The organism is Arthrobacter sp. HY1533, assembly GCF_027568515.1.
Lineage (GTDB): Bacteria > Actinomycetota > Actinomycetes > Actinomycetales > Micrococcaceae > Specibacter.
In genome coordinates this window covers 36772-58272 of sequence record NZ_JANKZF010000014.1, presented here as the reverse complement: position 1 = coordinate 58272, position 21501 = coordinate 36772, and the positions used below count along the sequence as shown (strand labels likewise).

The 21501-nt window shown below is 67.5% G+C and carries 19 protein-coding genes and 1 riboswitch; of the genes, 8 read left to right on the top strand and 11 right to left on the bottom strand.

Annotated features, from left to right (window positions below; all coding sequences use genetic code 11):
• Positions 1 to 22: 22 nt before the first annotated feature.
• On the bottom strand, positions 23 to 664 hold the full coding sequence (locus tag PCK14_RS12030) for an alpha/beta hydrolase (RefSeq protein WP_269938738.1): 642 nt from the start codon (positions 662 to 664) through the stop codon (positions 23 to 25).
• Between the two features lie 137 nt (positions 665 to 801).
• Between PCK14_RS12030 and PCK14_RS12025 the strand changes: the two genes are divergently transcribed.
• Positions 802 to 1572, top strand: a complete 771-nt coding sequence (locus tag PCK14_RS12025; protein WP_269938833.1) for an SGNH/GDSL hydrolase family protein — start codon at positions 802 to 804, stop codon at positions 1570 to 1572.
• On the opposite strand, the gene PCK14_RS12020 is transcribed toward PCK14_RS12025, so the two are convergent.
• Positions 1569 to 3125, bottom strand: a complete 1557-nt coding sequence (locus PCK14_RS12020) for an MFS transporter (protein WP_269938737.1) — start codon at positions 3123 to 3125, stop codon at positions 1569 to 1571. The two genes, PCK14_RS12025 and PCK14_RS12020, sit on opposite strands and share 4 nt — an antisense overlap.
• A 103-nt stretch (positions 3126 to 3228) precedes the next feature.
• Between PCK14_RS12020 and PCK14_RS12015 the strand changes: the two genes are divergently transcribed.
• Together PCK14_RS12015 and PCK14_RS12010 are read left to right on the top strand one after the other, a co-directional pair.
• Positions 3229 to 3909: a TetR/AcrR family transcriptional regulator gene (locus PCK14_RS12015; protein ID WP_269938736.1), complete on the top strand. Its 681-nt coding sequence runs from the start codon at positions 3229 to 3231 to the stop codon at positions 3907 to 3909.
• A gap of 51 nt (positions 3910 to 3960) precedes the next feature.
• Positions 3961 to 4422, top strand: a complete 462-nt coding sequence (locus tag PCK14_RS12010) for a hypothetical protein (protein WP_269938735.1) — start codon at positions 3961 to 3963, stop codon at positions 4420 to 4422.
• 147 nt (positions 4423 to 4569) lie between these two features.
• Here the strand turns inward: PCK14_RS12010 and metX are convergent, their stop codons facing one another.
• The 3 genes from metX to PCK14_RS11995 all read right to left on the bottom strand — a co-directional run bounded on the left by metX (position 4570) and on the right by PCK14_RS11995 (position 9940).
• Entirely contained in the window at positions 4570 to 5766 is a 1197-nt protein-coding gene (metX, locus tag PCK14_RS12005) for a homoserine O-acetyltransferase MetX (protein ID WP_269938734.1), read from the bottom strand.
• 6 nt (positions 5767 to 5772) lie between these two features.
• Positions 5773 to 7089: a bifunctional o-acetylhomoserine/o-acetylserine sulfhydrylase gene (locus tag PCK14_RS12000; RefSeq protein WP_269938733.1), complete on the bottom strand. Its 1317-nt coding sequence runs from the start codon at positions 7087 to 7089 to the stop codon at positions 5773 to 5775.
• A gap of 79 nt (positions 7090 to 7168) precedes the next feature.
• Positions 7169 to 7285, bottom strand: a riboswitch (SAM riboswitch).
• Positions 7286 to 7498: 213 nt separating this feature from the next.
• A complete protein-coding gene (locus PCK14_RS11995; RefSeq protein ID WP_269938732.1) occupies positions 7499 to 9940 on the bottom strand; it encodes a Tex family protein in 2442 nt (813 codons plus the stop codon).
• A 114-nt stretch (positions 9941 to 10054) separates the two neighbouring features.
• On the opposite strand from PCK14_RS11995, the gene PCK14_RS11990 reads away from it, so the two are divergent.
• Positions 10055 to 10693 (top strand): VOC family protein, encoded by a 639-nt coding sequence (locus tag PCK14_RS11990; protein ID WP_269938731.1) that lies wholly within the window; start codon positions 10055 to 10057, stop codon positions 10691 to 10693.
• Positions 10694 to 10798: 105 nt separating this feature from the next.
• Here PCK14_RS11990 and PCK14_RS11985 read toward each other — a convergent pair whose 3' ends face one another.
• On the bottom strand, positions 10799 to 11617 hold the full coding sequence (locus tag PCK14_RS11985; RefSeq protein WP_269938730.1) for a CPBP family intramembrane glutamic endopeptidase: 819 nt from the start codon (positions 11615 to 11617) through the stop codon (positions 10799 to 10801).
• A 48-nt stretch (positions 11618 to 11665) separates the two neighbouring features.
• Between PCK14_RS11985 and PCK14_RS11980 the strand changes: the two genes are divergently transcribed.
• The 4 genes from PCK14_RS11980 (at position 11666) to efeB (ending at position 16659) form a co-directional block, all read left to right on the top strand.
• The gene (locus PCK14_RS11980) at positions 11666 to 12343 is read left to right on the top strand and encodes a histidine phosphatase family protein (protein WP_269938729.1); all 678 of its coding nucleotides are present in this window, start codon (positions 11666 to 11668) and stop codon (positions 12341 to 12343) included.
• A 131-nt stretch (positions 12344 to 12474) separates the two neighbouring features.
• Positions 12475 to 14061 carry an iron uptake transporter permease EfeU gene (efeU, locus tag PCK14_RS11975; RefSeq protein ID WP_269938728.1) on the top strand — a complete coding sequence of 529 codons (1587 nt, stop codon included), beginning with the start codon at positions 12475 to 12477 and terminating at the stop codon, positions 14059 to 14061.
• Positions 14062 to 14154: 93 nt separating this feature from the next.
• Positions 14155 to 15369 carry an iron uptake system protein EfeO gene (efeO, locus tag PCK14_RS11970; protein ID WP_269938727.1) on the top strand — a complete coding sequence of 405 codons (1215 nt, stop codon included), beginning with the start codon at positions 14155 to 14157 and terminating at the stop codon, positions 15367 to 15369.
• Positions 15370 to 16659: an iron uptake transporter deferrochelatase/peroxidase subunit gene (efeB, locus tag PCK14_RS11965; protein ID WP_269938726.1), complete on the top strand. Its 1290-nt coding sequence runs from the start codon at positions 15370 to 15372 to the stop codon at positions 16657 to 16659. It abuts the gene before it with no gap.
• A gap of 81 nt (positions 16660 to 16740) precedes the next feature.
• On the opposite strand, the gene PCK14_RS11960 is transcribed toward efeB, so the two are convergent.
• The 5 genes from PCK14_RS11960 to PCK14_RS11940 form a co-directional block, all read right to left on the bottom strand.
• Positions 16741 to 17532 carry a DeoR/GlpR family DNA-binding transcription regulator gene (locus PCK14_RS11960; protein ID WP_269938725.1) on the bottom strand — a complete coding sequence of 264 codons (792 nt, stop codon included), beginning with the start codon at positions 17530 to 17532 and terminating at the stop codon, positions 16741 to 16743.
• Between the two features lie 35 nt (positions 17533 to 17567).
• Positions 17568 to 18416: a class II fructose-bisphosphate aldolase gene (locus PCK14_RS11955; RefSeq protein ID WP_269938724.1), complete on the bottom strand. Its 849-nt coding sequence runs from the start codon at positions 18414 to 18416 to the stop codon at positions 17568 to 17570.
• Positions 18417 to 18429: 13 nt separating this feature from the next.
• On the bottom strand, positions 18430 to 19389 hold the full coding sequence (locus tag PCK14_RS11950; RefSeq protein ID WP_269938723.1) for a 1-phosphofructokinase family hexose kinase: 960 nt from the start codon (positions 19387 to 19389) through the stop codon (positions 18430 to 18432).
• Positions 19386 to 20363 carry an ROK family protein gene (locus PCK14_RS11945; protein WP_269938722.1) on the bottom strand — a complete coding sequence of 326 codons (978 nt, stop codon included), beginning with the start codon at positions 20361 to 20363 and terminating at the stop codon, positions 19386 to 19388. Before PCK14_RS11945 ends, PCK14_RS11950 begins: the two co-directional genes overlap by 4 nt.
• A 125-nt stretch (positions 20364 to 20488) precedes the next feature.
• Positions 20489 to 21394, bottom strand: a complete 906-nt coding sequence (locus PCK14_RS11940; protein WP_269938721.1) for an SIS domain-containing protein — start codon at positions 21392 to 21394, stop codon at positions 20489 to 20491.
• Positions 21395 to 21501: the final 107 nt, after the last annotated feature.

The window sequence follows — 21501 nt, the reverse complement described above, 5'->3', positions numbered from 1 at the left end:
GTCGTGCTTTAAGTCGATGCCACTACTTGGCGTTCAGGACCTTGTACTGCAGGAACTCGCCCACATGTGCAATTTCCTGGGCATTGATGCCGTGGAGGATCCCCGCGTAGAGGACCTTGGTGAGCTTGACGTGGCCGTGCATCCACGCGTTGGTGGCCTCGACCGCGAACTGCGGGACCACGGGGTCGGCCTGGTCGCGGCCCCAGAAAACCTCCGGCTTGGCGGCGGCAACGGCGGCGTCGTCAAAGTACGGGTGGTCCTGGGCATCGACCACGAATCCGGACAGGCCCACCACGGCGGCGTAGTCGGAGGGGCGGTGACGCAGCAGCGAGGTGGCCATGCACATGCCCTGGGAGAAGCCCAGCAGGACCACCGAGGTGTGCGCCCCGCGGACCGAGTCAATCCACGTTTCGAGGGCGGCGGCCGACTCCGCGACTACTTCCGCCGAGTAGCTGAGATCGCTGGCCAGCGGGAACCAGGAGTAGCCCGGGCCGGCCTGCATCGGCGCCCGGACCGAGGCCACAGTGAACTCGGCGGGGAGCTGGGAAGCCAGCGAAAACAAGTCTTCCTCGTCCGCGCCGTAGCCGTGCAGAATCACCAGCAGCGGTGTTCCGGGGCGTTCGTTTTCGGGGCGTGACCAAAGGACTGTGGGGGTTTCACTCATGCCCACATCTTTCCATGCACGCCGCGCCGCCCCAAAAGCAGGACCCCTCCGGGCACTGGCGAAAACACGTTGTTACCGGGCAGTATGTAAGTGTGAGTGATTCTTTGACGCAACATCCCTGGAACCGATACGTCGCCATGGGCGACTCATTTACCGAGGGCATCGGCGACGCCGAACCTTCAAGCCCGGGCGGATTCCGCGGCTGGGCTGACCGGGTCGCGGAGGAACTCAGCCACGGATCCGAGGACTTCAAGTACGCCAACCTGGCCATCCGCGGACGCCTGCTGGGCCAGATCCTGGGCGAACAGCTGGAGCCGGCGCTTGCGCTCAAGCCGGACCTCATCAGCATCTCCGCCGGCGGCAACGACCTGATCCGGCCCGGCTCGGACCCCGACGCCCTGGCCGAGCAGCTCGACGCGGCCGTTGGACGCATGACGGCGGCCGGGGCCAATGTGCTGATCCTCAACGGCCCCGACATCCGCGACACCCCTGTGCTGGGCCTGATCCGCGGCCGCGTGGCCATCTACAACGAGAACCTGCGCACCATCGCCGCCCGGCACGACGCCATTGTGGGGGACATGTGGTCCCTGCGCCAGCTTTCGGACCCGCAGATGTGGGACGGCGACCGGCTGCACTTCTCACCCCTGGGCCACCACACCATCGCCATCATGGCCCTGCAGGCACTGAACGTCCACCATTCCCTGGTGCCGCTGGAACCGACCCCGCTGCCGCCGCAAAAGTGGCAGGCCGCCCGGGCCGAAGACCTGGTCTGGGCCAGGGAATTCCTGTTCCCCTGGGTGCTGCGCCGGCTGCGCCACCAGTCCTCCGGCGACGGCATCACGGCCAAGCGCCCCACGCCCGGACCCGTGGCCGGTCCGGGAACAACAATGCCGGGGGCGGGCAGCTAGGCCGGCTGCCCTTCGGCCCGGTGGCGGGCCGCGTGTTCCTCGGCGGCCGGCGTTTCTGCATCCCCGGCGTCGGGGTGCTCGGTTCCCAGCGTCTGGCCGTGCCCGCGGCGCCGGAAGACAAGTGCGGACATGACGGCGCCAAAGGCGAAGAAGCCCGCACCCCACCAGTACGCAACTGCATAACTGTGCACGGCCGCCTGGGCCGCAGTTTCAGCGGTGGGCGGCAGGTGTCCGGACAGGTAGCTGGTGGCAGCCGTGGCGGCCAGGGTGTTCAGCAGTGCCGTGCCGATGGAGCCGCCAATCTGCTGGCTCGTGTTGACCATGGCGGAGGCCACTCCGGCAAACTGGCGGTCAACCCCGTAGGTCGCGGTCTGGATGGACGCCGGCATGATGGAGCCAATGCCAAAGCCAATGATCATCAGGGGCGGCAGGAGGTCCCGGGCGTAAGTGCTGTCCAGCCCCAGGTGCGTCAGGTAGACCATGCCTCCGGCGGCCAGCACCATGCCGATGGGGACCATGACCTTGGGCCCGAACCGCGGCAGGAAGATGTTCGTGGACAGCTGGGCGGCCAGGACCAGCATGCCGATCATGGGCAGGAAGCCCACACCCGTTTGGATCGGCGAATAGTGCAGGGATGTCTGGACGTAGTACGTGACGAACAGGAAGATCCCAAACATTCCCGCGCCGGCAATCAGCACCGAAGCGTAGGCGGCACCGCGGTTGCGGTCCAGGATGATGTGCAGCGGCAGGATGGGATGGGCGGCCCGGCGCTGCCACAATATGAACGCCGTCATCAGGACCGCGGCACCGGCCAGCATGCCCCAGGTGTTCGGCGAGTCCCAGCCGTCGGTTTCGGCGTTGGAGAAGCCGTACACCAGGCCGAAGAGGGCGCCGGAGACCAGGACGGTGCCGGGGATGTCCAGCTTGGGGCGCGGGCCCTCAATGTGCGTGTGGCTCACAAAGGCGATGGCGCCAAACACGGCAAAGATGGCGATGAAAACGTTGATGTAGAGGTTCCAGCGCCAGTTGAAGTCTTGCGTCAGGTAGCCGCCCAGCAGCAGGCCCACTGCACCGCCGGCACCGGCGATGGCACCAAAGACACCAAAGGCGCGGGCGCGTTCCTTGGGAACGGTGAACGTGGTGGTCAACACGGCCAGGGCCGTCGGGGCAAGCAGGGCGCCGAACGCGCCTTGCAGTGCGCGGGCAAACACGAGCATGCCGAAGCTGCCGGCCGCGCCGCCGAGGGCCGACGCACCGGCGAATCCGATCAGGCCGATGATGAAGGTGCGTTTGCGGCCCATCAAATCCGAGAGCCGCCCACCCAGCAGCAGCAGGCTGCCGAAGGCCAGGGAGTAGGCCGTGATGATCCACTGTCGGTCGCCGTTGCTGAAGCCGAGGTCGTGCTGCGCGGACGGCAGCGCAATGTTGACCACCGTGGAATCAAGCACCACCATCAGCTGTGCCAGGGCCACGGTGGTCAGGGTCCACCAGCGGCGTGAGGACACGGCTGGCACGTTGCCCGGAACCGGGGCAAGGGTTGAAATGTTGGACATAGCCGCCACTATATACGACACTGACCAGTTTCGGATATGATGAGTTTCAGAATTAATGGGAAGTTCACATCTTCAAAACAAGAGCACCAAGGAGCCTGCCGCGATGACGCAACCGCGCACCAACGACGAGCCCGCACCCGGACCCGCCGACGAGCTTGGCCGCGCCCGCAAGGCGCCTGCCAAGCTCGGGCGCAAGCGCGACCACACGCGCGACCCCGAAATCCTCGAGGCGGCCCTGGCCGTCCTGGCCGAGACCGGCTACGACGGCATGACCATCGACATGGTGGCGGCACGGGCCAAGGCCGGCAAGGCCACGTTGTACCGGCGCTGGCCGTCCAAGGCGGAACTGGTGCTGGACGCCGTCGCCTGCCTGAAAAAGGTCGATACGGACCCCGCCCGCCTGCCCGACACGGGGTCGCTGCGCGGGGATCTGGTGGCCATGGTCAAGCCGCATTCCATCGAGGACGGCGAACGCAAGCTGCAGATCATGGCCGGCCTCATGTCCATGCTGAACAGCTCCCCCGAGCTGGTGGACATGGCCACCGCCGCGATCGTGGATCCGCGGGTTGCTGTGAACCGCATCTTCCTGCGACGGGCCATGGAGCGCGGGGAAATCCCTGCCGACTGCGATGTGGAGACGCTGGCCCTGGTGACGCCGTCGATGGCCGCATTCCGCGTGCTGGTGCTGAAAAAACCCGTGGACAGGGACTTCCTGCTTTCGCTGATCGACGGCGTGCTGCTGCCCGCCGTCGGCCTCGGCGCCGCGAGCGTGCAAGCGGTCTAGGATGGGGTCAGGCGCGGCATCATTGCACGCCACCCATAGAAGAGGTGCATTGTGACCGTACTGCTGGTTCCCATGGCGGCGGACAGCTCCACGTCGTTTTCCGTGCAGCCGTTCATTTTCTTCGCGTTCATTGCCCTGGCCCTGCTCAGTGCCTTCTTCCGGGCCGCCAACCGCAAGAAGCGTGCGCAACAGGCCAACCCCAACGCACACGCGCCGCAGCTCCAGCGCCCCCAGGCGAACCAGGCCGGCCGCAACGGCGCGGCACAGCAGCAAAGGTCCACGGCCAAGCCCTCCCCCGGCGCCCAATACTCAGGCACGCTGCTGAACGGCGTGCCCATGAAAAGCTACGACAACCCCTTCGGCTACCAGGCAACTGGCTTCGCCAATGAGCGCATGCGCATGGAGGCCGAACTCAAGCGCCAGTTGGATGCGCTCGACGCCGCCCGCCGCGCAGGCCAGGTCACGGCAGAGCAGTACGCAGCCCACCGCGAGGCCATCTTCAAGACCTTCTAGGCGCCGGGTCTCAACAGGCTCGACCACCGCTGTTCGGTGATTGAGCCTGTCGAAATCCGCTTCCGGGTCTCAACAGGCTCGACCACCGCTGTTCGGTGATTGAGCCTGTCGAAATCCACCGCCTGGTCTCGACAGGCTCGACCACCGCTAGTCGGTGAAGAACGACTCCCGCAGCAGCTCGCCCACGGCGGCCACCTCCGTAAGGAAGCCGTCGTGGCCGATCGGTGAATCAATCCGTCCCACCGAAACGTCCCCGGGCAGGGCCCGGGCCAACGCCTCGGACTGCGCCGGGAAGTACAGCCGGTCGCTGTTGACGGCCGCGACAAGGAATTCCACGCCGGCCACAGCCTGCAACGATTCCTCCATGCTGCCGCGTCCACGTGAGACATCGTGGCTCATGAGGGCCTCTGTGATGGCTATGTAGCTGTTGGCGTCGAAGCGGCCCACGAGCTTGCGGGCCTGGTGGTCCAGGTAGCTTTCCACCTGGTACAGGCCCCCCGCGTCACCGCGGTTGCGCGCATGGCTGATGGTGCCGCCGTCGTCCTGGGCATTGCGGCCAAAACGGGCACCCATCTCAGCCTCCGAGCGGTAGCTGATGTGCGCAATCCGCCGGGCCAGCCCCAAGCCGGCGGTGGGGGCTGCGCCGTCGTAGTAGTCGCCGCCGGCAAAGTTGGGGTCCTGCCGGATGGCGAGCACCTGCGCCTGTGCCAGGGCAATCTGCTCGGCCGTGCTGGCCGCGCAGGATGCCACCACGGCGCAGCGCCGCACCCGTTCAGGGAAACTCACGGCCCACTCGAGCGCCCGGGCACCGCCCATGGAACCGCCAATGACGGCGTGCCAGGAGGTGATGCCCAGGGCGTCGGCCAGCCGTCCCTCCGCCAGGACCGAGTCGCGGATGGTGACAAACGGGAAGCGCGAACCGTACGGCTGCCCGTCGGCGGCAATGCTGGAGGGCCCGGTGCTGCCGTAGCAGCCGCCGAGCATGTTGGCACACACCACAAAGTACTTGTCGGTGTCGATGGTCTCGCCGGGGCCAACCAGCCCCTCCCACCAGCCGTCCTCTTCCGAGTCGCCACGGCTGACGTGGGTGCTGCCGGTCAGGGCGTGCTGAATGAGGACGGCATTGTCGCCGGCCGCATTCAGCGTGCCCCAGCATTCAAAGGCCATGGTGACCTGCGGCAGCTCTCCCCCTGCCTCCAGGGGCAGCGCGCCGATCTGAATCGAGCGCAGCAGGCCGCCGCCCTGGCCGACTGCCGCCGACCAGGGGGCAGCCGGGGCCGTCCCGCTGTCAATGCCTGACGAAAACACGCTGGTCCCCGCTTCCGGCCGAATCACTTGGCTCATGGAAAATCACGCCGATTTTGCTGCGCGGAATCCGGCTTCGAGGTCGGCGATGATGTCCGCGATGTTCTCGATGCCCACGGAGAGGCGGACCAGGCCGGGGCGCACGCCGGCGGCCAGCTGCTGCTCGGGTGAGAGCTGTGCGTGGGTGGTCGACGCCGGGTGGATGACCAGGGAGCGCACGTCGCCAATGTTGGCCACGTGGGAGTGCAGTTCCAGGCCGTCCACAAAGCGCTTGCCGGCCTCGGCGCCGCCCTTGATGTCAAAGGCGATGACGGCGCCGGTGCCCTTGGGGCCGTACTTGCGGCCACGCTCAAACCAGGGGCTGGACGGGATGCCCGCGTAGGCCACGGCCTCCACGTTCTCGTTCGTCTCGAGCCATTCGGCCACGGCGACGGCGTTGCTCACGTGGCGCTCAACGCGCAGGCTGAGCGTCTCGATGCCCTGGGCAATGAGGAAGGCGTTGAACGGTGCCACGGCAGAGCCGAGGTCACGCAGCAACTGCACACGTGCCTTGAGGATGTAGGCCAAGTTGGCGCCGAGTGCGCTGCCCACGCCCAAATCGCGGGCGTACACCAGGCCGTTGTAGGTGACATCCGGGGTGTTGAAGCCGGGGAACTTCTCCGGGTTCGCGGCGAAGTCGAACTTGCCGCCGTCGACAATCACACCGGCGATGGCGCTGCCGTGGCCGCCAAGGTACTTGGTCGCGGAGTGGATGACAATGTCGGCACCCCATTCCAGCGGACGGATCAGGTACGGGGTGGCCAGCGTGTTGTCCACCAGCAGCGGCACGCCGGCCTCGTGGGCGATGGCGCTGATGTTTTCAATGTCCAGCACGTCCTGGCGCGGGTTGGAGACAACCTCGCCGAAGAAGGCCTTGGTGTTGGGGCGGACGGCCGCACGCCATTCGTCCAGGTTGTCGGCGTCGGAGACGAACGTGACCTCAATGCCGAGCTTCTTCAGGCTGTGCGCGAACAGGTTGTACGTGCCGCCGTAGATGCTGGGGCTTGAAACAATGTGGTCCCCGGCCTCGGCCAGGTTCAAGATGGCGAACGTTGTTGCTGCTTGGCCGGAGGCGAGCAGCAGTGCTGCCACGCCGCCTTCCAGACTGGCAATGCGCTGCTCCACTGCATCCTGGGTGGGGTTGCCGATGCGGGTGTAGATCGGTTCCAGCTCGGCCAGGGCAAACCGCGCTGCGGCGCTCTCGGCGGAGGGGAAAACAAAGGATGTTGTCTGGTAGATCGGCAGGGCGCGTGCACCAGTGGTGACGTCCGGCTCCTGGCCTACGTGGATCTGACGGGTTTCAAATGACCAACCGTTGCTCATGGCTGAATTCCTTCACACTAGAGGCCTGCGCCAAAAAACCCTCCAACGCAGCATGCGTGAAGGGCCTTAAAGACTCGATGGCCCGCGCTTGCACCGGAACCGGACGGCTCGGTGCCAGGTCTTCACCCGGGGCACCCCACCGCGGAAGGAGGGTTGCCGGTCAGCGAGCCGGGGCTTGTCGCTGACACTCATGACCTGCATCCAGTGTGGAAGATCAGCCGCGGCAGACGCAAGAATGTGACGAGTTTATGACCTTGGCCGAACATGTGCTTGAAATCTCACCATACAAATGGCGCGGGGCGAATTTATGAATGACACACCCCCCCTGCGCCCGGCCGTGAGCTCGCATTGCTTACCGCTTCGGGCGCGGCAAAGGGGCAAGCAATGCGAGTTCACGGCGGCACTGGCGCTACTTGCCCAGGCCCGCCCGGCGCAGGGCCTCGGCCATGGCCGTGTTGGCGTTGCCTGCCGCCGGCGCAGCGTTGCCCGGACGCGGCGGGCGGCCGGCCTGCTGCCCGCGGCCCTGGCCTTGGCCGCCGCCCGGGCGGGGGCCACGTGCGGAACTGCGGGAGCCGGCGTCATTCGCCACCCGCTCCGCGGACTTGGCCTCGTCATCCAGGCGCAGGGTCAGCGAGATGCGCTTGCGTTCAGGCTCCACCTCGAGCACCTTCACGCGCACCACCTGGCCGGACTTGACCACGCTGTGGGGGTCCGAGACAAAGGTGTTGCTCATGGCCGAGACGTGGACCAGCCCGTCCTGGTGCACACCAATGTCAACGAACGCGCCAAACGCGGCCACGTTGGAGACGGTTCCCTCCAGGATCATGCCGGGGCGCAGGTCGGTGATCTTTTCGATGCCGTCGGTGAAAGTGGCTGTTTCGAAGCGGGGGCGGGGGTCGCGGCCCGGCTTCTGCAGTTCGGCCACAATGTCCGCCACTGTGGGCAGGCCAAAGTCGCCGTCCACAAAGTCGGCCGGGTTCACGGAGGCCACGGCACCCACACCGCCGGCAATCTGGCCCGGCTTGGCACCCACGGCGGCGAGGATCTTGCGGGCCACGCCGTACGCTTCCGGGTGCACGCTGGAGGAATCCAGGGGTTCAGCTCCCCCGGTGATGCGCAGGAAGCCGGCGCACTGCTCATAGGCCTTGGGACCCAGGCGGGCCACCTTGAGCAGTTCGCGGCGCTTGCTGAACGGGCCGTGCTCGTTGCGGTGGGCTACGATGTTTTCGCTCAGGAGGGGTCCGACGCCGGCCACCCTCGCCAGGAGCGCGGGCGAGGCCGTGTTCAGGTCAACGCCCACGGCGTTCACGCAGTCCTCCACCACGGCACCGAGGGAGCGTTCCAGCTTGGCCGGCGTGAGGTCGTGCTGGTACTGCCCAACACCGATGGACTTGGGGTCGATCTTGACCAGCTCGGCCAGCGGGTCCTGCAGGCGGCGGGCAATGGACACGGCGCCGCGCAGGGAGACGTCCATGCCGGGCAGCTCGGCGCCGGCCAGGGCGGAGGCGGAGTACACGGAGGCCCCGGCCTCGGAGACCACCAGCTTGGTGACCTTGCTCTCCGGATTCAGCCGCTTGAGCTCCGCCACGAGTTCGGCAGCCAGCTTGTCGGTCTCGCGGCTGGCCGTTCCGTTGCCAATGGCGATGAGCTCAACATGGTGCCTTTGCGCCAAGCGGACCAGGGTGGCGAGGGACTCGGTCCACTTGCGTGCCGGGGCGTGCGGGTAAATGGTCTCGGTGGCCGCCACCTTGCCGGTGCCGTCCACCACGGCCACCTTGGTGCCGGTGCGCAGACCCGGGTCCAGGCCCAGGGTTGCCCGGTTTCCGGCGGGCGCGGCCAGCAGCACGTCGCGGAGGTTGGCGGCAAACACACGCACGGATTCCTCTTCGGCGCTTTGGAACAGCCGCACCCGCAGGTCAACCGAGAGGCGGGTCAGGATGCGGGTGCGCCATGCCAGCCGGGCGCTGGTCATGAGCCAGGTGTCGGCGGCACGGCCGGACTCGGCGATGCCCAGGGAGTGGGCCACGGCGTTTTCGTACCCGGCCCGGGCCTGTGCCTGGGCGTCGGCATCGCGGGGGTCTGCCTCGGCCAAGTCCAGGCTCAGCACGCCCTCCTTTTCGCCGCGCAGCAGCGCCAGCACGCGGTGGCTGGGCAGCGTGTGCGGCGGCTGGGCAAAGTCAAAGTAGTCCTTGAACTTCTCGCCCTCGGTGTCCTTTCCGGCCTTCACGGCCGAGCGCAGGCGGCCCTTCTTCCAGAGCCGTTCGCGCAGTTCGCCCACGAGCACGGCGTCCTGACCTGCACGCTCGATGAGGATGGCCCGGGCACCGGCCAGGGCGTCGTCGGCCGTGGCCACACCGCGCCCCGCATCCACAAAGGTGTCAGCCTCCACTGCGGGGAAGCGGGACGGGTCAGCCAGCAGGGCATCGAGGAGGGGTTCCAGCCCCGCCTCGCGGGCGGCGTCTGCCTTGGTCTTGCGCGTGGACTTGTACGGCAGGTACAAATCTTCCAGCTCGGACTTCGTGGCGGCCGCCTCCACTGAGCGCCGCAGGGAGTCCGTCAGCTTGCCGGCTGCGTGGATGGTTTCCAGCACCACAACGCGGCGGGCCTCCAGTTCACGCAGGTACCGCAGCCGTTCCTCAAGGTCGCGGAGCTGGGCGTCGTCCAGCGTGCCCGTGGCTTCTTTTCTGTACCGGGCAATGAACGGGACGCTCGCGCCGTCGTCCATGAGGGCCACCGCGGCACGGACCTGTGCCGGGCGAACGCCCAGCTCCGCGGCGATGGCGGCAATGATGCGCTCGGCCTGGGCGGCGGCGGCGGGCAGGGACAGCGGGGCTGGCAAAGTCTGGGTCACATCACCAATTCTGCCCCACCCGAGGGGCCGGAAAACACGCCCCTGATCAGACGTCCCATGTGGCTAAGGTAACACTAAGTCGAGAGCCAGAACACAAAGTGCCAAGATGATCACATGCGAATGGATCATGTTTCTTACGCCAGTGAATCAGACGGATTGGCTGCCACCACGGAGCGAATCGCGACCGCCCTCGGGGTCAAGGCGGTGAAGGGTGGAATCCACCCTCGCTTTGGCACCCGCAATATGATCATCCCCCTCACGGACCACCACTATCTCGAGATCGTCGAGTGCCTGGACCACCCCGCCTCGGACAAGGCCCCGTTCGGCCAGGCCGTCAAGGCACGCTCGGCTGCCGGCGGCGGCTGGATGGGCTGGTGCGTTGCAGTTGATGACCTCGCACCTTTCGAGGAACGCCTGGGCCGCAGCGCAGTCCCCGGAAACCGCAAGTTCCCCGACGGCCAGGAACTTATCTGGCAGCAGATCGGCATCAAGGGCCTGATCGCCGACCCGCAGGTCCCCTACATGCTCAAGTGGGAGGGCGACCCCACGCTGCACCCCTCCCTGGCCCGTCCCTCCAACGTCAAGCTTTCCTCGCTGACCATCGCCGGCAGCGCCGAGCGCGTCACCGAATGGCTGGGCGAGCCGGTTGAGGCACCCCTGGACGACGTCGCCGTGGAGTGGATTGCCCCGCGCGGCACCCCGGGCATCATGTCCGTGACGTTCGAGACGGAGCACGGCCCGGTCACGATCTAGCGTTCCTGCTCCACCCCCAGCTCGAGTATGCAGCTATGGCGGTTTAGACCCGGTCTAAGCCGCCATAGCTGCATACTGACCCGGCGGTCAAGGCTCCGGCGGCCGTCAGCCGCCGAAGCCCAGCGCCGGCCCCAGCGTGAAGGCCGCGATGTCCACCAGGGCGTGCGCCACCACGAGCGGCGCCACCCTGCCCCACTTCTTGTACACCCAGCCGAACAGCAGGCCCATGGCAAAGTTGCCAATGAAAGGTCCGAACCCCTGGTACAGGTGGTAGCTGCCCCGCAGCAGGGCGCTGAGCAGGATCGCGGACCATGCCCCCAGCCCAATTTTCTCCAACCGCCCCAGCAGGTAGCCGTTGAGGATGACCTCCTCCAGCACGCCGGCCCGGATGGCGGAGAGCACCAGCACGGGCACAGTCCACCAGTACTGGTTCAGGGCGCTGGGAATGATCTCGGTGGTCACACCCAATGCCCGCCCGGCGGCATAAAGCCCCAGCGACGGCACGCCAATGACCACCAGCAGCCCCAGCGCGCCCAGCCCGTCTCGGACCGGGTGCCGCAAGTCCAGGCCAATCTGCCGGAACACCGACTTCCCGGGCTCGGCCAGCAGGTAGAACACCAGCATGACCGGCACCAGGGCGAAGAAGATGTCCAGGATTTGGTAGGTGAAGTCGAAGAATTCGCGGTTGTTGCGCACCGCGTTCAGCGTGGAGGTTCCCTGGGCAATGGGTGCCCGGCTCATCTTGTCCAGCAGCGAAACCACCGAGTACACGGCAGACTGCCCCAGTGAGACTCCCAGCACCAGCAGCACCTCGGTGATGAGCCGCCGCCGCGACCGGACGCCGCCGGGATTGTCCGGACCGGGCGGGGCGGGGGCCGGGGCAACGCCGCGGTGCGGGGAGGTGGCGGGAACTGGTTCGCTCATGACTGCAATCATGCCGCGCCCGGGGCGTTTTCGCATAAGCTCTCTGGCATGGGTGCACCTCGGCAAATCATCATGGTCAGGCACGGGCAGTCGGCCGCCAACGTAGACCAGACCATCTACAACCGGATTCCCGACTACCGGATCCCGCTGACGGAGCTCGGCGTGGAGCAGGCCCGGGCAGCCGGGGAGCGGGTGCGCCGGCAGCTGGACGGGCAAAAGGTGCGCGTCTACGTTTCCCCGTACCTGCGCGCCTACCAGACCCTTGAGGCGATGAACCTCGGCGACCTTGTGGAGTCGACCATGGAGGAGCCGCGGCTGCGCGAGCAGGACTGGGCCAACTTCCAAAACCCCGCGGAGATTGCCGACCAAAAGGAACTCCGCAACGCCTACGGGCATTTCTTTTACCGCTTCCGGGAGGGCGAATCGGGTTCGGACGTCTACGACCGCGTGTCATCGTTCATGGAGACCCTGTTCCGGCAGTGGGCCAAGCCCAACTACGCACCCAATGCCCTGTTCGTCACCCACGGGCTGACCATGCGCCTGTTCTGCATGCGCTGGTTCCACTGGTCCGTGGAGTACTTCGAGTCGCTGAACAACCCCGAGAACGCCGCCACGCGCACCCTGCTCAAGTCCGGGGACCGCTACGTGCTGGACACGGCCTTTGAGCAATGGACGGCCGCCGACCCCGGCAAGACGGTCCTGGACGCGCCCGAGCACATCTGGTGAGCCGGACCACCACGTTTCATTAGGCAACAATTCAATGGCCTAATTATTGTTTTTCCCCCATGAAAGGGTAGCCTTGCCTGAGTGCAGGGGCAGACCCCTGCGCCAAACGTCTAGGAACCCGGAGCATTTGGGTGCTTGCTACTTTGGTCATCGGCCTGCGTGAAGGCCTCGAGGCCGCCCTCATCGTGGGCATGATCGCAGCCTTCCTGCGGCGCAACGAAAAATCCCTCAAGCCCATGTGGCTGGGCGTCGGTGCTGCCGTGCTGCTCAGCGCCCTGGTGGGCATCACCCTGGAACTTGTCTCGGCCGCGCTCCCCCAGCAACAGCAGGAAGCCATGGAAACCGTCATTGGTGCCGCGGCCGTGGTCATCGTGACGTTCATGATCCTGTGGATGAGCAAGAACGCCCGCTCCATGAAATCCACTCTGGAAGCCCACGCCGGCTCTGCCTTGAAGGGCGGCTCCGTGTTTGCCCTGGCCGGCATGGCCTTCCTGGCGGTCCTGCGCGAGGGCGTGGAAACAGCCGTCTTCATGGTGGCCGCATTCCAGTCCTCGCTGAGCCCGCTCGCGGCCGGCGCCGGCGCTGTGCTGGGCCTGGCCATCGCCTCCGGAATCGGCTTCCTGCTGTTCCGCGGCGCCATCAAGCTCAACCTGGCCAAGTTCTTCAAGGCCACCGGGGTGTTCCTGGTCTTTGTCGCCGCGGGGCTGGTCATGAAATCGCTGCGGACCGCGCACGAGGCCGGCTGGCTCAACACCGGCCAGGGCGCCACGGTGGACCTGACCTGGCTGGCCCCCAACGGCAGTGCCCGCGCCGCCATCCTGACCGGCGTCTTCGGCATCCCGGCCGACCCCCGCGCGGTCGAGCTGCTGGGCTGGGCCCTCTACCTGGTCCCCATGCTCGCTTTCATCCTGTGGCCCCAGAAGCGCAAGCCCTCCGCCGCGGCCCTGCCCCGCCTGCAGCTTGCCGGCGCCGGCACCCTCGCCCTGGCGGCCGTGGCACTGGCCATCGCCGCACCGCTGGCCGTCCCTGCCCCTTCAGTTTCCACGGGCACGACGCCGGCCGTCACCTCGGCGGGCACCGCTGCCGCAACGCTGCGGCTGGCACAGAACGGCGCTGCTGCGGCGGCCGCCGACGCCCAGGCCGCCGCAACCACCAGCCCACAGACGTTGATTGTCACGGCCGCCAACGGCACCGAAAGCAGCCTGGCGTTGACCGGCCACGGCACCGAATCCCATGCCGGGCGAACGGCCAACGTCTACACCGCAGCAGCCCCGGCACCGGCAGCCAATGAGCCGGCGGAAGTGTCCGTCAAGGAGCTCATCGCCCTCAACGGCGGACGCATGCCCGTGGGCATCAGCGCCACGAGCAACCCCGGCCCCTTCGCCGCCACCTGGGCCCACAAGGGCGACGTCACTGTGTGGCTGGCCGGCGGCGCCGTCATTGACGCCGTCAACTCCGAAGGCACAGCCCTGACACTCAGCGGCGGCGGCCTGGCAAACCCGCGCACCATTGCCGTGGCCGGCGACGGCGGCTGGCATGTTCCGGCCGAGCACGTCAGCGCCGCCGTCAACGAACTGAACACCATCGAGGCCGCCCGTTCCGAGAACGTGCTGTGGTCCCGCCTGCTGCCGGCCGTCTTCATCACCGCCGCCGCTGCCCTGCTGCTTTCCGCCCGCCGCAACCGGCGCCAGCTGCTGGCCACAGCCCCCTCACCGTAATTTTCCCACCCCGCCGCCCGCCACCGGCGGGCGGCTTTGTGCACCCCTTTTCCGCACCGGCCCGGGCCGGACCACACCCATTCAAAGGACACCATGAACACCTCCCCCACCTTCCGCCGCACCGCACCAGCCTTCGCCGCCGGCGCAGTGGTGTTGTCCCTGGCCCTGGCCGGTTGCGGTGGCGCGGCCTCCACCGCCGAATCCGCAGCGCCCAAGGGCGATGCGGCACCCGTGAGCAACGGCGCCGCGCAGATCACCGTCAGTGTGGAGCAGGTGGACGGCAAGGACCAGTGCGTCCCCGATTTCAGCACAGCCCCCGCCGGGCCTGTCACGTTCACCATCTCCAACAAGGACGCCTCCGGCGTCAGCGAGGTGGAGCTGCTCAGCGACAAGCGCATCCTGGGCGAGCGCGAGAACATCATCCCCGGACTGAAGGCCGTCAACTTCACCGTCACCCTGGCCGGCGGCGAATACCAGCTGTACTGCCCCGGCGCCACCACCGAGACGAAGCCGTTCACCGTGACGGGGGACGCCGCACCGGCAGCCGCCGGCGGCGTGGCCGGGCTGCTCAAGGAAGGCACCGAGGGCTACGCCAAGTACGTTTCGGGCCAGGTGGACAGCCTGGTCCTGGCCGCCGCAGCCCTGCAAAAGGCCGTGGATTCCGGCGATGTGGCCGCCAGCCAGCAGGCGTACGCCGCGGCACGCCCCTTCTTCGAGCGCATTGAACCGGTGGCCGAGAGCTTCCCTGACCTCGACCCCGCACTCGATCTTCGCGTGGCCGACGTCGAGCCTGGCGCCGAATGGACAGGCTTCCACCCGCTGGAAGAGGACCTGTTCGAGGCCAAGGCCATCACGGAGAAGTCCAAGGCCCTGGCCGCCGGGATTGTGAAGAACGTGGGCACGCTGAAGACCCTGACGGCGGAGCTTGAGTACAAGCCCGAGGAACTGGCCAACGGCGCCAGCGGACTGCTCGAGGAGGTCCAGTCCTCCAAGATCACCGGCGAGGAGGAGGCCTACTCCAAGCTCGACCTGGTGGACTTCGCCGCCAATGTTGAGGGCTCACAGCAGGCCTTCGAGTACCTCAAGCCGGCGCTGAAGGAAATTGACGCCACGCTGACTGAGCAGATTGCCACGCAGTTCGAGACCGTCACCACCGCCCTGGCGGACTACAAGGACCCCGCCGCCCTGGGCGGCTGGAAGCCCTACACGGAGGAGCTGAAGAAGACCGACGCCGCCAAGCTCACGCAGCTGATCCAGGCACTGCAGGCACCCCTGGCCAAGATCTCCGAAAAGGTGGCAACGGTCTAAATGGAAAGTCCATCACCCGCAACGCCCGGCGTCTCGCGCCGCACGTTCTTCTCCGGTTCCGCCGCCGTTGCGGGGGCCGGCGGCCTTCTCATCGGTGCCGGCGGCGCCGCCGCGGCAGCCTCCGCCATGGCACCGGCGGCGGCTCCCGCCGTCGACCGGGAAGCGGAGCGGGCCGCCCTGGCCTACCCCTTCTACGGGGAGCACCAGGCCGGCATCGATACTCCCCCGCAGGACCACCTTGTCTTCACTGCCTTCGACGTCACGGCGCTGACCGCCGTGGAGCTGCAACTGGTGCTGGCCAAGTGGTCGGCGGCCATGTCGGAGATGACAGCGGGCTCAGCCGTGGGCAAGGTGGAGCCCTCCCGCGAGCACGCCATTCCCGTGGACACTGGCGAGGCCACGGACCTGGGCCCGCAGGGCCTGACGCTGACGCTGGGGTTCGGGCCCTCGCTGTTTGACGGCCGCTTTGGGCTGGAAAAGTTCAAGCCGGCCGGATTCACCCAGCTGCCGGCCATGGCGGGCGAGTCGCTGAACCCGGCCATGACCGGCGGGGACCTGTGCATCCAGGCCTGCTCCAACGATCCCCAGGTGGCCTACCATGCGGTGCGAAACCTGGCCCGCATGGCCCGCACTGCCGTGAAGACCCGGTGGACCGTGCTGGGCTTTGGCCGCGCCTCCGCCGGGGCAAACCAGAGCACCCCGCGCAACCTCATGGGCTTCAAGGACGGCACCCGCAACATCAAGGAGCCGGAGGATTTCGCGCAGCACGTGTGGGTGGGCGATGAGGCCAAGCAACCGTGGATGGCAGGCGGCAGCTACCTGGTGGCACGCAAGATCCACATGATGATCGAGACCTGGGATGAGGACTCGATCGGCGACCAGCAAAGCATCTTCGGGCGCAACAAGCTCGAGGGCGCCCCGCTGTCAGGGGTGAAGGAGCACGACGCCCCCGACTTCCATGCGGCCTTGGCCGGCGGCCCGGCGGACACGCCCGCCATCCCGGCGGACTCCCACATTGCCCTGGCCGCGCATGAAAACAACGGCGGCACCAAGATCCTGCGCCGCGGCTACAACTTCACCGACGGGCTCGATTCCTTCGGGCGCCTCGATGCGGGGCTGATGTTCCTGAGCTTTCAGAAGGACCCGGAGCAGTTCATTGCACTCCAGCGCAAGCTTGGCGGCATGGACCGGCTCAACGAGTACATCCGGCACGTTGGCTCCGGAGTTTTCGCCGTCCCGGGCGGGCTGCCGGCGGCCGGAAGCTACTACGGCAAGGAATTCTTCGCCTGACACGCGTGGGCTCGCACTTGTGGCCCCCATCCTGCGGGATGGGGGCCACAAGTGCGAGTTCAGCGCAGGGTTCGCGGGGTTTTAGAGCTCGGGGGCCACAATCACATTGGTGCCGGCGTCCTCGAACGCCTGCAGCTGTGCCGGGGTGATCCCGGAGTCAGTGATGATGTTGCCAAAGTTGGTCTGGTCCATCGTGGCGAAGGCCCGCTTGCCGATCTTGGAGGAGTCAGCCAGGATGTACGCCTCGGAGGCGCGCCGGGCCATCTTGGAATTGACCGAAGCCTCGCCCTCGTCGTTGATTGTGGGTCCGGCGCCCGGCTCCAGGCCGTTGACGCCGATGAAGGCGAAGTCCAGGGCAACACGTGACAGGATCGAGTCGGCATAGGGGCCCACCAGCTCGTAGGAGCGCGGGTTCACGATCCCGCCGGTCACCATGATCTTGAAGTTGGGCCGGATGGCCAACTGCGCGGCAATGTTGATCGCGTTGGTGACCACCGTCAGCGTGGGCCTGTTGGAGTGCTCCATGAGGTCCTCGCGGGTGGAGAGCACCTGGGCCAGGGCCGTGCTGGTGGTGCCGCCGCACAGGCCGATGACAGCACCCTTGGGGATCAGGGCGCTGGCCGCATGCGCGATCTGCTGCTTTTGCACGGCGAAGTCGTCGCGGTTGTACCGCCCGGGCAGGTCGTAGGAAACAGAGCCGCTGGTGGCACCGCCGCGCGTGCGCGTGAGCAGCCGCTCATTGGCCAGCGAGTCCAGGTCGCGCCGGGCCGTGGCCGGGGAAACGGCCAGCTTGTCGACAATCTCCTCGACCTCCACCTGCCCGTCGGCGGCGAGGATGTCCAAGATTGCGGTGAGCCGTTCTGTTCTGTTCATCTACCACTCCTGGGCGGCATGTGCCGCCGTCTCGTTTAGTTGGCTGCTTCGGTGCCGGCAAACAGCGCCAGCAGCCGCGACACTTCGGGAACCAGCGCGTCGCGGCCGGCCCCCAGGTACTTGCGTGAATCCACCACGGCCGGGTTGGCATCCAGGAACTCCCGCACGGCGCGGGTGAAGAAGCCGTTCAGGTGGGTGGAGACGTTGATCTTGGTCATTCCGGCCGCAATCGCTGCAACAATGTTCGCATCCGAAACGCCTGAGGAGCCGTGCAACACGAGCGGAACTTCAAGGGCGGCCTTCAACTCGGCAATGCGGGCCAGGTTCAGGGCGGCGCTGCGCTCGGTCATGGCGTGCGAGGAACCCACGGCCACGGCCAGCGCGTCGACGCCGGTGGCGGCCACAAATGCGGCGGCCTCGGCCGGGTCGGTCAGCACGCCGGGGGCGTGTGCGCCGTCCTTGCCGCCCACCTTGCCCAGTTCGGCCTCAACGTACACGCCGCGCTCGTGGGCGTAGGCGGCCACGCGGGCAGTAACCTCAACGTTTTGCTCGTACTCGAAGTGCGCGCCGTCGTACATGACCGAGCCGAAGCCCAGGTCCACGGCCTCATAGGCCAGGTCCTCGGACTCGGCGTGGTCCAGGTGCACGGCAACGGGAACGCTTGCGCGCCGGGCGGCGGCCAGGGTGGCGGCGGCCACGGGCTCCAGCCCGCCGTGGAACTTGGCGCAGTTCTCGGAAATCTGCAAGATCACGGGCAGTCCGGCTGCCTCGGCGCCGCCGATGAGCCCCTCGATGGTTTCCAGGTGGATCACGTTGAACGCGCCCTGGCCCGTGCCGGCCTTGGCGGCCAGGTCCATGATGTCGCGGGTGTTGGTCAAAGCCATGAAGTTTCGGTCCTTAGTGGTCTGTGATGATGAGTTGCTTGGCCAGTTCGGCATACTCGGGGGAAATTTCCCCGGCGCCTGGCATGAGGACTGCGGCTGCGCTCCAGGCGGTGGCCTGGACCAAAATCTCGCGCAAGTCGGTGACGCCGTTGGCAAGCGCGACGGCGGCCGCGCTCACCGCAGCGTCGCCCGCGCCCGTGGGGTTGCCGCTCAGCGGTGCCGGGAGCTTGGCCTGGATGTAGCCGGGTGCATCGGCGCTGAAGGCGAGCATGCCTTCCTCGCCAACGCTCACCAGGACGCGCTTGGCGCCGAGGTCCATGAGCTTGCGGGCGGCCGTGGGCAGGTCTGGCTCCCCCACGGCTTCCAGCAGCTCGTGGTTGTTGGGCTTGAGCAGGTCCGCCCCGGCCCTGGCGGCGGCCAGGATGCCGGCGCCGGAGGTGTCGATGATGGCCGGGACCCCGGCAGCGTGGGCCAGTGCCACGAGTGCGGGGTAGAAGTCGGCGGGGGCCTGGTCTGGGAGGGAGCCCGAGCCCACCAGCACGCCCGGGCGGCTCACGCCGTCGGACGTCTGGACGCCTGCAAGGTTGTCCACCACGGCCGCGGCCAGGGCCTGCCATTCGGCGCCGGACAGGGCCGGGCCAACTTCGTTGAAGATGCTTGTGGTGTTGTTGTCCGCTGTGTCCACCAGGGCCACGGTGCGCCGGGTGGCTGCGGCGACGGGCACCAGGTGGTGTGCGATGCCGGCCGCGTCCAGGTCCTGGCGCAGTTCCTCGCCGGAGGTGCCGCCGGCTGTGGCGATGGCCAGCGTGGGGTGGCCCAGCTGCTGAGCCACGCGGGACACGTTCAGGCCCTTGCCCCCGGCCCTGTGCAGCGGCGTTGGCACGCGGTGCGAGGAGCCCAGGTTGACTCCGGCCACGGTGTACGTGACGTCGACGGCCGGGTTGGGCGTGACGGTCAGGACCAGGTTGTTCATGCGTGCGTCCCGACAAGGCTGCGGGCCTTGAGCGCGGAGCCGATCAGGCCCGCGTTCTCGCCGAGAGCGGCGTGCACGTATTCGGGGCGGCGGTGGAAGGTGAGCAGTTCGTCAACCCGCGCGGCCAGGGCGTCGAAGAGCACCGGCCCGGCCATGGACAGCCCGCCGCCGAGGACAACGGTTTCCGTGCCCAGGATGGACACGCACTGGGCAATGCTGAAGGCCAGGGCGTCGATGGCATCGGTCCAGACGGCCTTCGCCGCGGCGTCGCCCTCCCCCGCGAGTGCCAGGACGTCGCGGGCGCCGGACACTGCCGTGCCGGTGGCCTCGGTGTAGCGGCGGGCAATGGCGCCGGCCGAACCGAGGGACTCCATGATGGCCATGCCGCCGCCGGGGGCGGGCACCATGGCGTGGCCGATCTCCCCGGCGTAGCCGCCGCCGGCCACGCGGTGGCCGTCGCACAGCACGGCGCCGGCAATGCCGGTGCCGATGACAAGGATCAGCACGTCCGTCTTGCCCACGGCCGCGCCGAGGCGGAATTCCGCCTCCCCGGCCATGCTGACGTCGTGCCCGAACCCGACGGGCAGGCCCAGGGCCGCGGTCAGGGTGGATGTGAAGGGGAAGTCCTTCCAGCCCAGGTTGGCCGAGTAGATGCCGATGCCGGCGTCCTCGTCAACAATTCCGGGCACCGTCACGCCCACGGCGGAGATGATCAGTTCCGGGTGTGCCGCACGGTATTCGCCGGTGAGCTCCACGATCCGCTCGCACACGCTCTCGCCCGTGCGGCCGGCCTCCAGGGGCGTGGGGTGGCGCTGCACGTCCACAACCTCCACGCCGTCGCCGTCGGGCCCGCCGCGCACGATGCCGACCTTCATGTCCGTGCCGCCAATGTCGAAGGCCAGGACCACGCCGCTGCCGTTGGCATCAGTGGTCGGGGCACCGGTTTCGCCGGCAGGGTTTGTCAAGGTGTTCATGGACTCTGTTTCTTTAAGGGCGGCGCACTGGGCAAAGAGGGACAGCTTGGGGTTGGGCAAAAAGCAGGCACCCCACTTGGTGAAAAAAGTGGGGCGCCTGACATTTTAGCCGGATCCCGCGGGGACTATGCGTCCAGGATGACCGAACGTGTCAGGTTGCGCGGCAGGTCCGGGTTCATGCCACGGGCGCGGGCGCGCTCGAGGGTGACGCGGTGGACGCGGGCCAGTTCGGCCAGCGGGTGCACGGTGGTGTTGATGTACAGCGCGCCGGTCTTGACCATGTCGCGGTCCAGGCCCTCGGGCTGCTCGCCGAACATCCAGGTGACGCGGTTCGGGGCGGCGATGGAGATCGGTCCGTGGCGGTATTCCTTGGCGGGGTAGGACTCGGTCCAGCCCTGCACGGCTTCGCGCATCTTCAAACCGGCCTCGTGGGCCAGGCCCACGGTCCAGCCGGTGCCCAGGAAGGTGAACTGCTCGGCGTCAATGAGTTCCTGCTCGACGGGGGCAACCACGGCCAGCTTGGCATCCTCGACGGCGTCGCTGAGGTCCACGCCGATGCTGGTCAGCAGGTAGGTCAGTGCGGTGGTGGCGAAGCGGGTCTGGACCACTGACTGCTCGTCGGCGTAGGGAAGCTCGACGACGGCATCGGCCAGCGCCATGATCGGCGAGGAGGTGTCGCCCACCAGGGCAACGGTGCGCACGGTGCCCTGGATGGCCGTGAGGATTTCCAGCACCTCGGTGGTGGTGCCGGAGCGCGTGATGGCGATGACGGCGTCGTAGCCGCGGTCGGCACCCAGGAAGGCTTCCGAGGCCGCGAAGGCATCGGTGACGCCCTTGCCGGCGGTTTCACGGGCGGTGGCGTAGCTCTGGGCCATGAACCAGGAGGTGCCGCAGCCAATCACGGCCACGCGGGCGCCGTCGGCGGGCAGCAGATTTTCACTCTTGGCCTGGGCAATTGCCTGCGTCCAAACGTCCGGCTGGCTGGTGAGTTCGGCGTCCATGAAGGGGCCAAGCTGGTTGTTCTCGCTCATGCTGTGCATTTCTCCTTGAGTGTTTTTCATCCCGGCCGCGCAAGTCCCGGCGGGAAACGGGTCATTGACATCAATACTAGCACTAAATGATCATTTATGAGATCAAA

Excerpts from the sequence above, each read along its gene's own strand:
- PCK14_RS12030 (WP_269938738.1), bottom strand. The coding sequence starts at position 664 with ATGAGTGAAACCCCCACAGTCCTTTGGTCACGCCCCGAAAACGAACGC.
- PCK14_RS12025 (WP_269938833.1), top strand. The coding sequence starts at position 802 with ATGGGCGACTCATTTACCGAGGGCATCGGCGACGCCGAACCTTCAAGC.
- PCK14_RS12020 (WP_269938737.1), bottom strand. The coding sequence starts at position 3,125 with ATGTCCAACATTTCAACCCTTGCCCCGGTTCCGGGCAACGTGCCAGCC.
- PCK14_RS12015 (WP_269938736.1), top strand. The coding sequence starts at position 3,229 with ATGACGCAACCGCGCACCAACGACGAGCCCGCACCCGGACCCGCCGAC.
- metX (WP_269938734.1), bottom strand. The coding sequence starts at position 5,766 with ATGAGCCAAGTGATTCGGCCGGAAGCGGGGACCAGCGTGTTTTCGTCA.
- PCK14_RS12000 (WP_269938733.1), bottom strand. The coding sequence starts at position 7,089 with ATGAGCAACGGTTGGTCATTTGAAACCCGTCAGATCCACGTAGGCCAG.
- PCK14_RS11990 (WP_269938731.1), top strand. The coding sequence starts at position 10,055 with ATGCGAATGGATCATGTTTCTTACGCCAGTGAATCAGACGGATTGGCT.
- PCK14_RS11985 (WP_269938730.1), bottom strand. The coding sequence starts at position 11,617 with ATGAGCGAACCAGTTCCCGCCACCTCCCCGCACCGCGGCGTTGCCCCG.
- PCK14_RS11980 (WP_269938729.1), top strand. The coding sequence starts at position 11,666 with ATGGGTGCACCTCGGCAAATCATCATGGTCAGGCACGGGCAGTCGGCC.
- efeO (WP_269938727.1), top strand. The coding sequence starts at position 14,155 with ATGAACACCTCCCCCACCTTCCGCCGCACCGCACCAGCCTTCGCCGCC.
- efeB (WP_269938726.1), top strand. The coding sequence starts at position 15,370 with ATGGAAAGTCCATCACCCGCAACGCCCGGCGTCTCGCGCCGCACGTTC.
- PCK14_RS11960 (WP_269938725.1), bottom strand. The coding sequence starts at position 17,532 with ATGAACAGAACAGAACGGCTCACCGCAATCTTGGACATCCTCGCCGCC.
- PCK14_RS11955 (WP_269938724.1), bottom strand. The coding sequence starts at position 18,416 with ATGGCTTTGACCAACACCCGCGACATCATGGACCTGGCCGCCAAGGCC.
- PCK14_RS11950 (WP_269938723.1), bottom strand. The coding sequence starts at position 19,389 with ATGAACAACCTGGTCCTGACCGTCACGCCCAACCCGGCCGTCGACGTC.
- PCK14_RS11945 (WP_269938722.1), bottom strand. The coding sequence starts at position 20,363 with ATGAACACCTTGACAAACCCTGCCGGCGAAACCGGTGCCCCGACCACT.
- PCK14_RS11940 (WP_269938721.1), bottom strand. The coding sequence starts at position 21,394 with ATGAGCGAGAACAACCAGCTTGGCCCCTTCATGGACGCCGAACTCACC.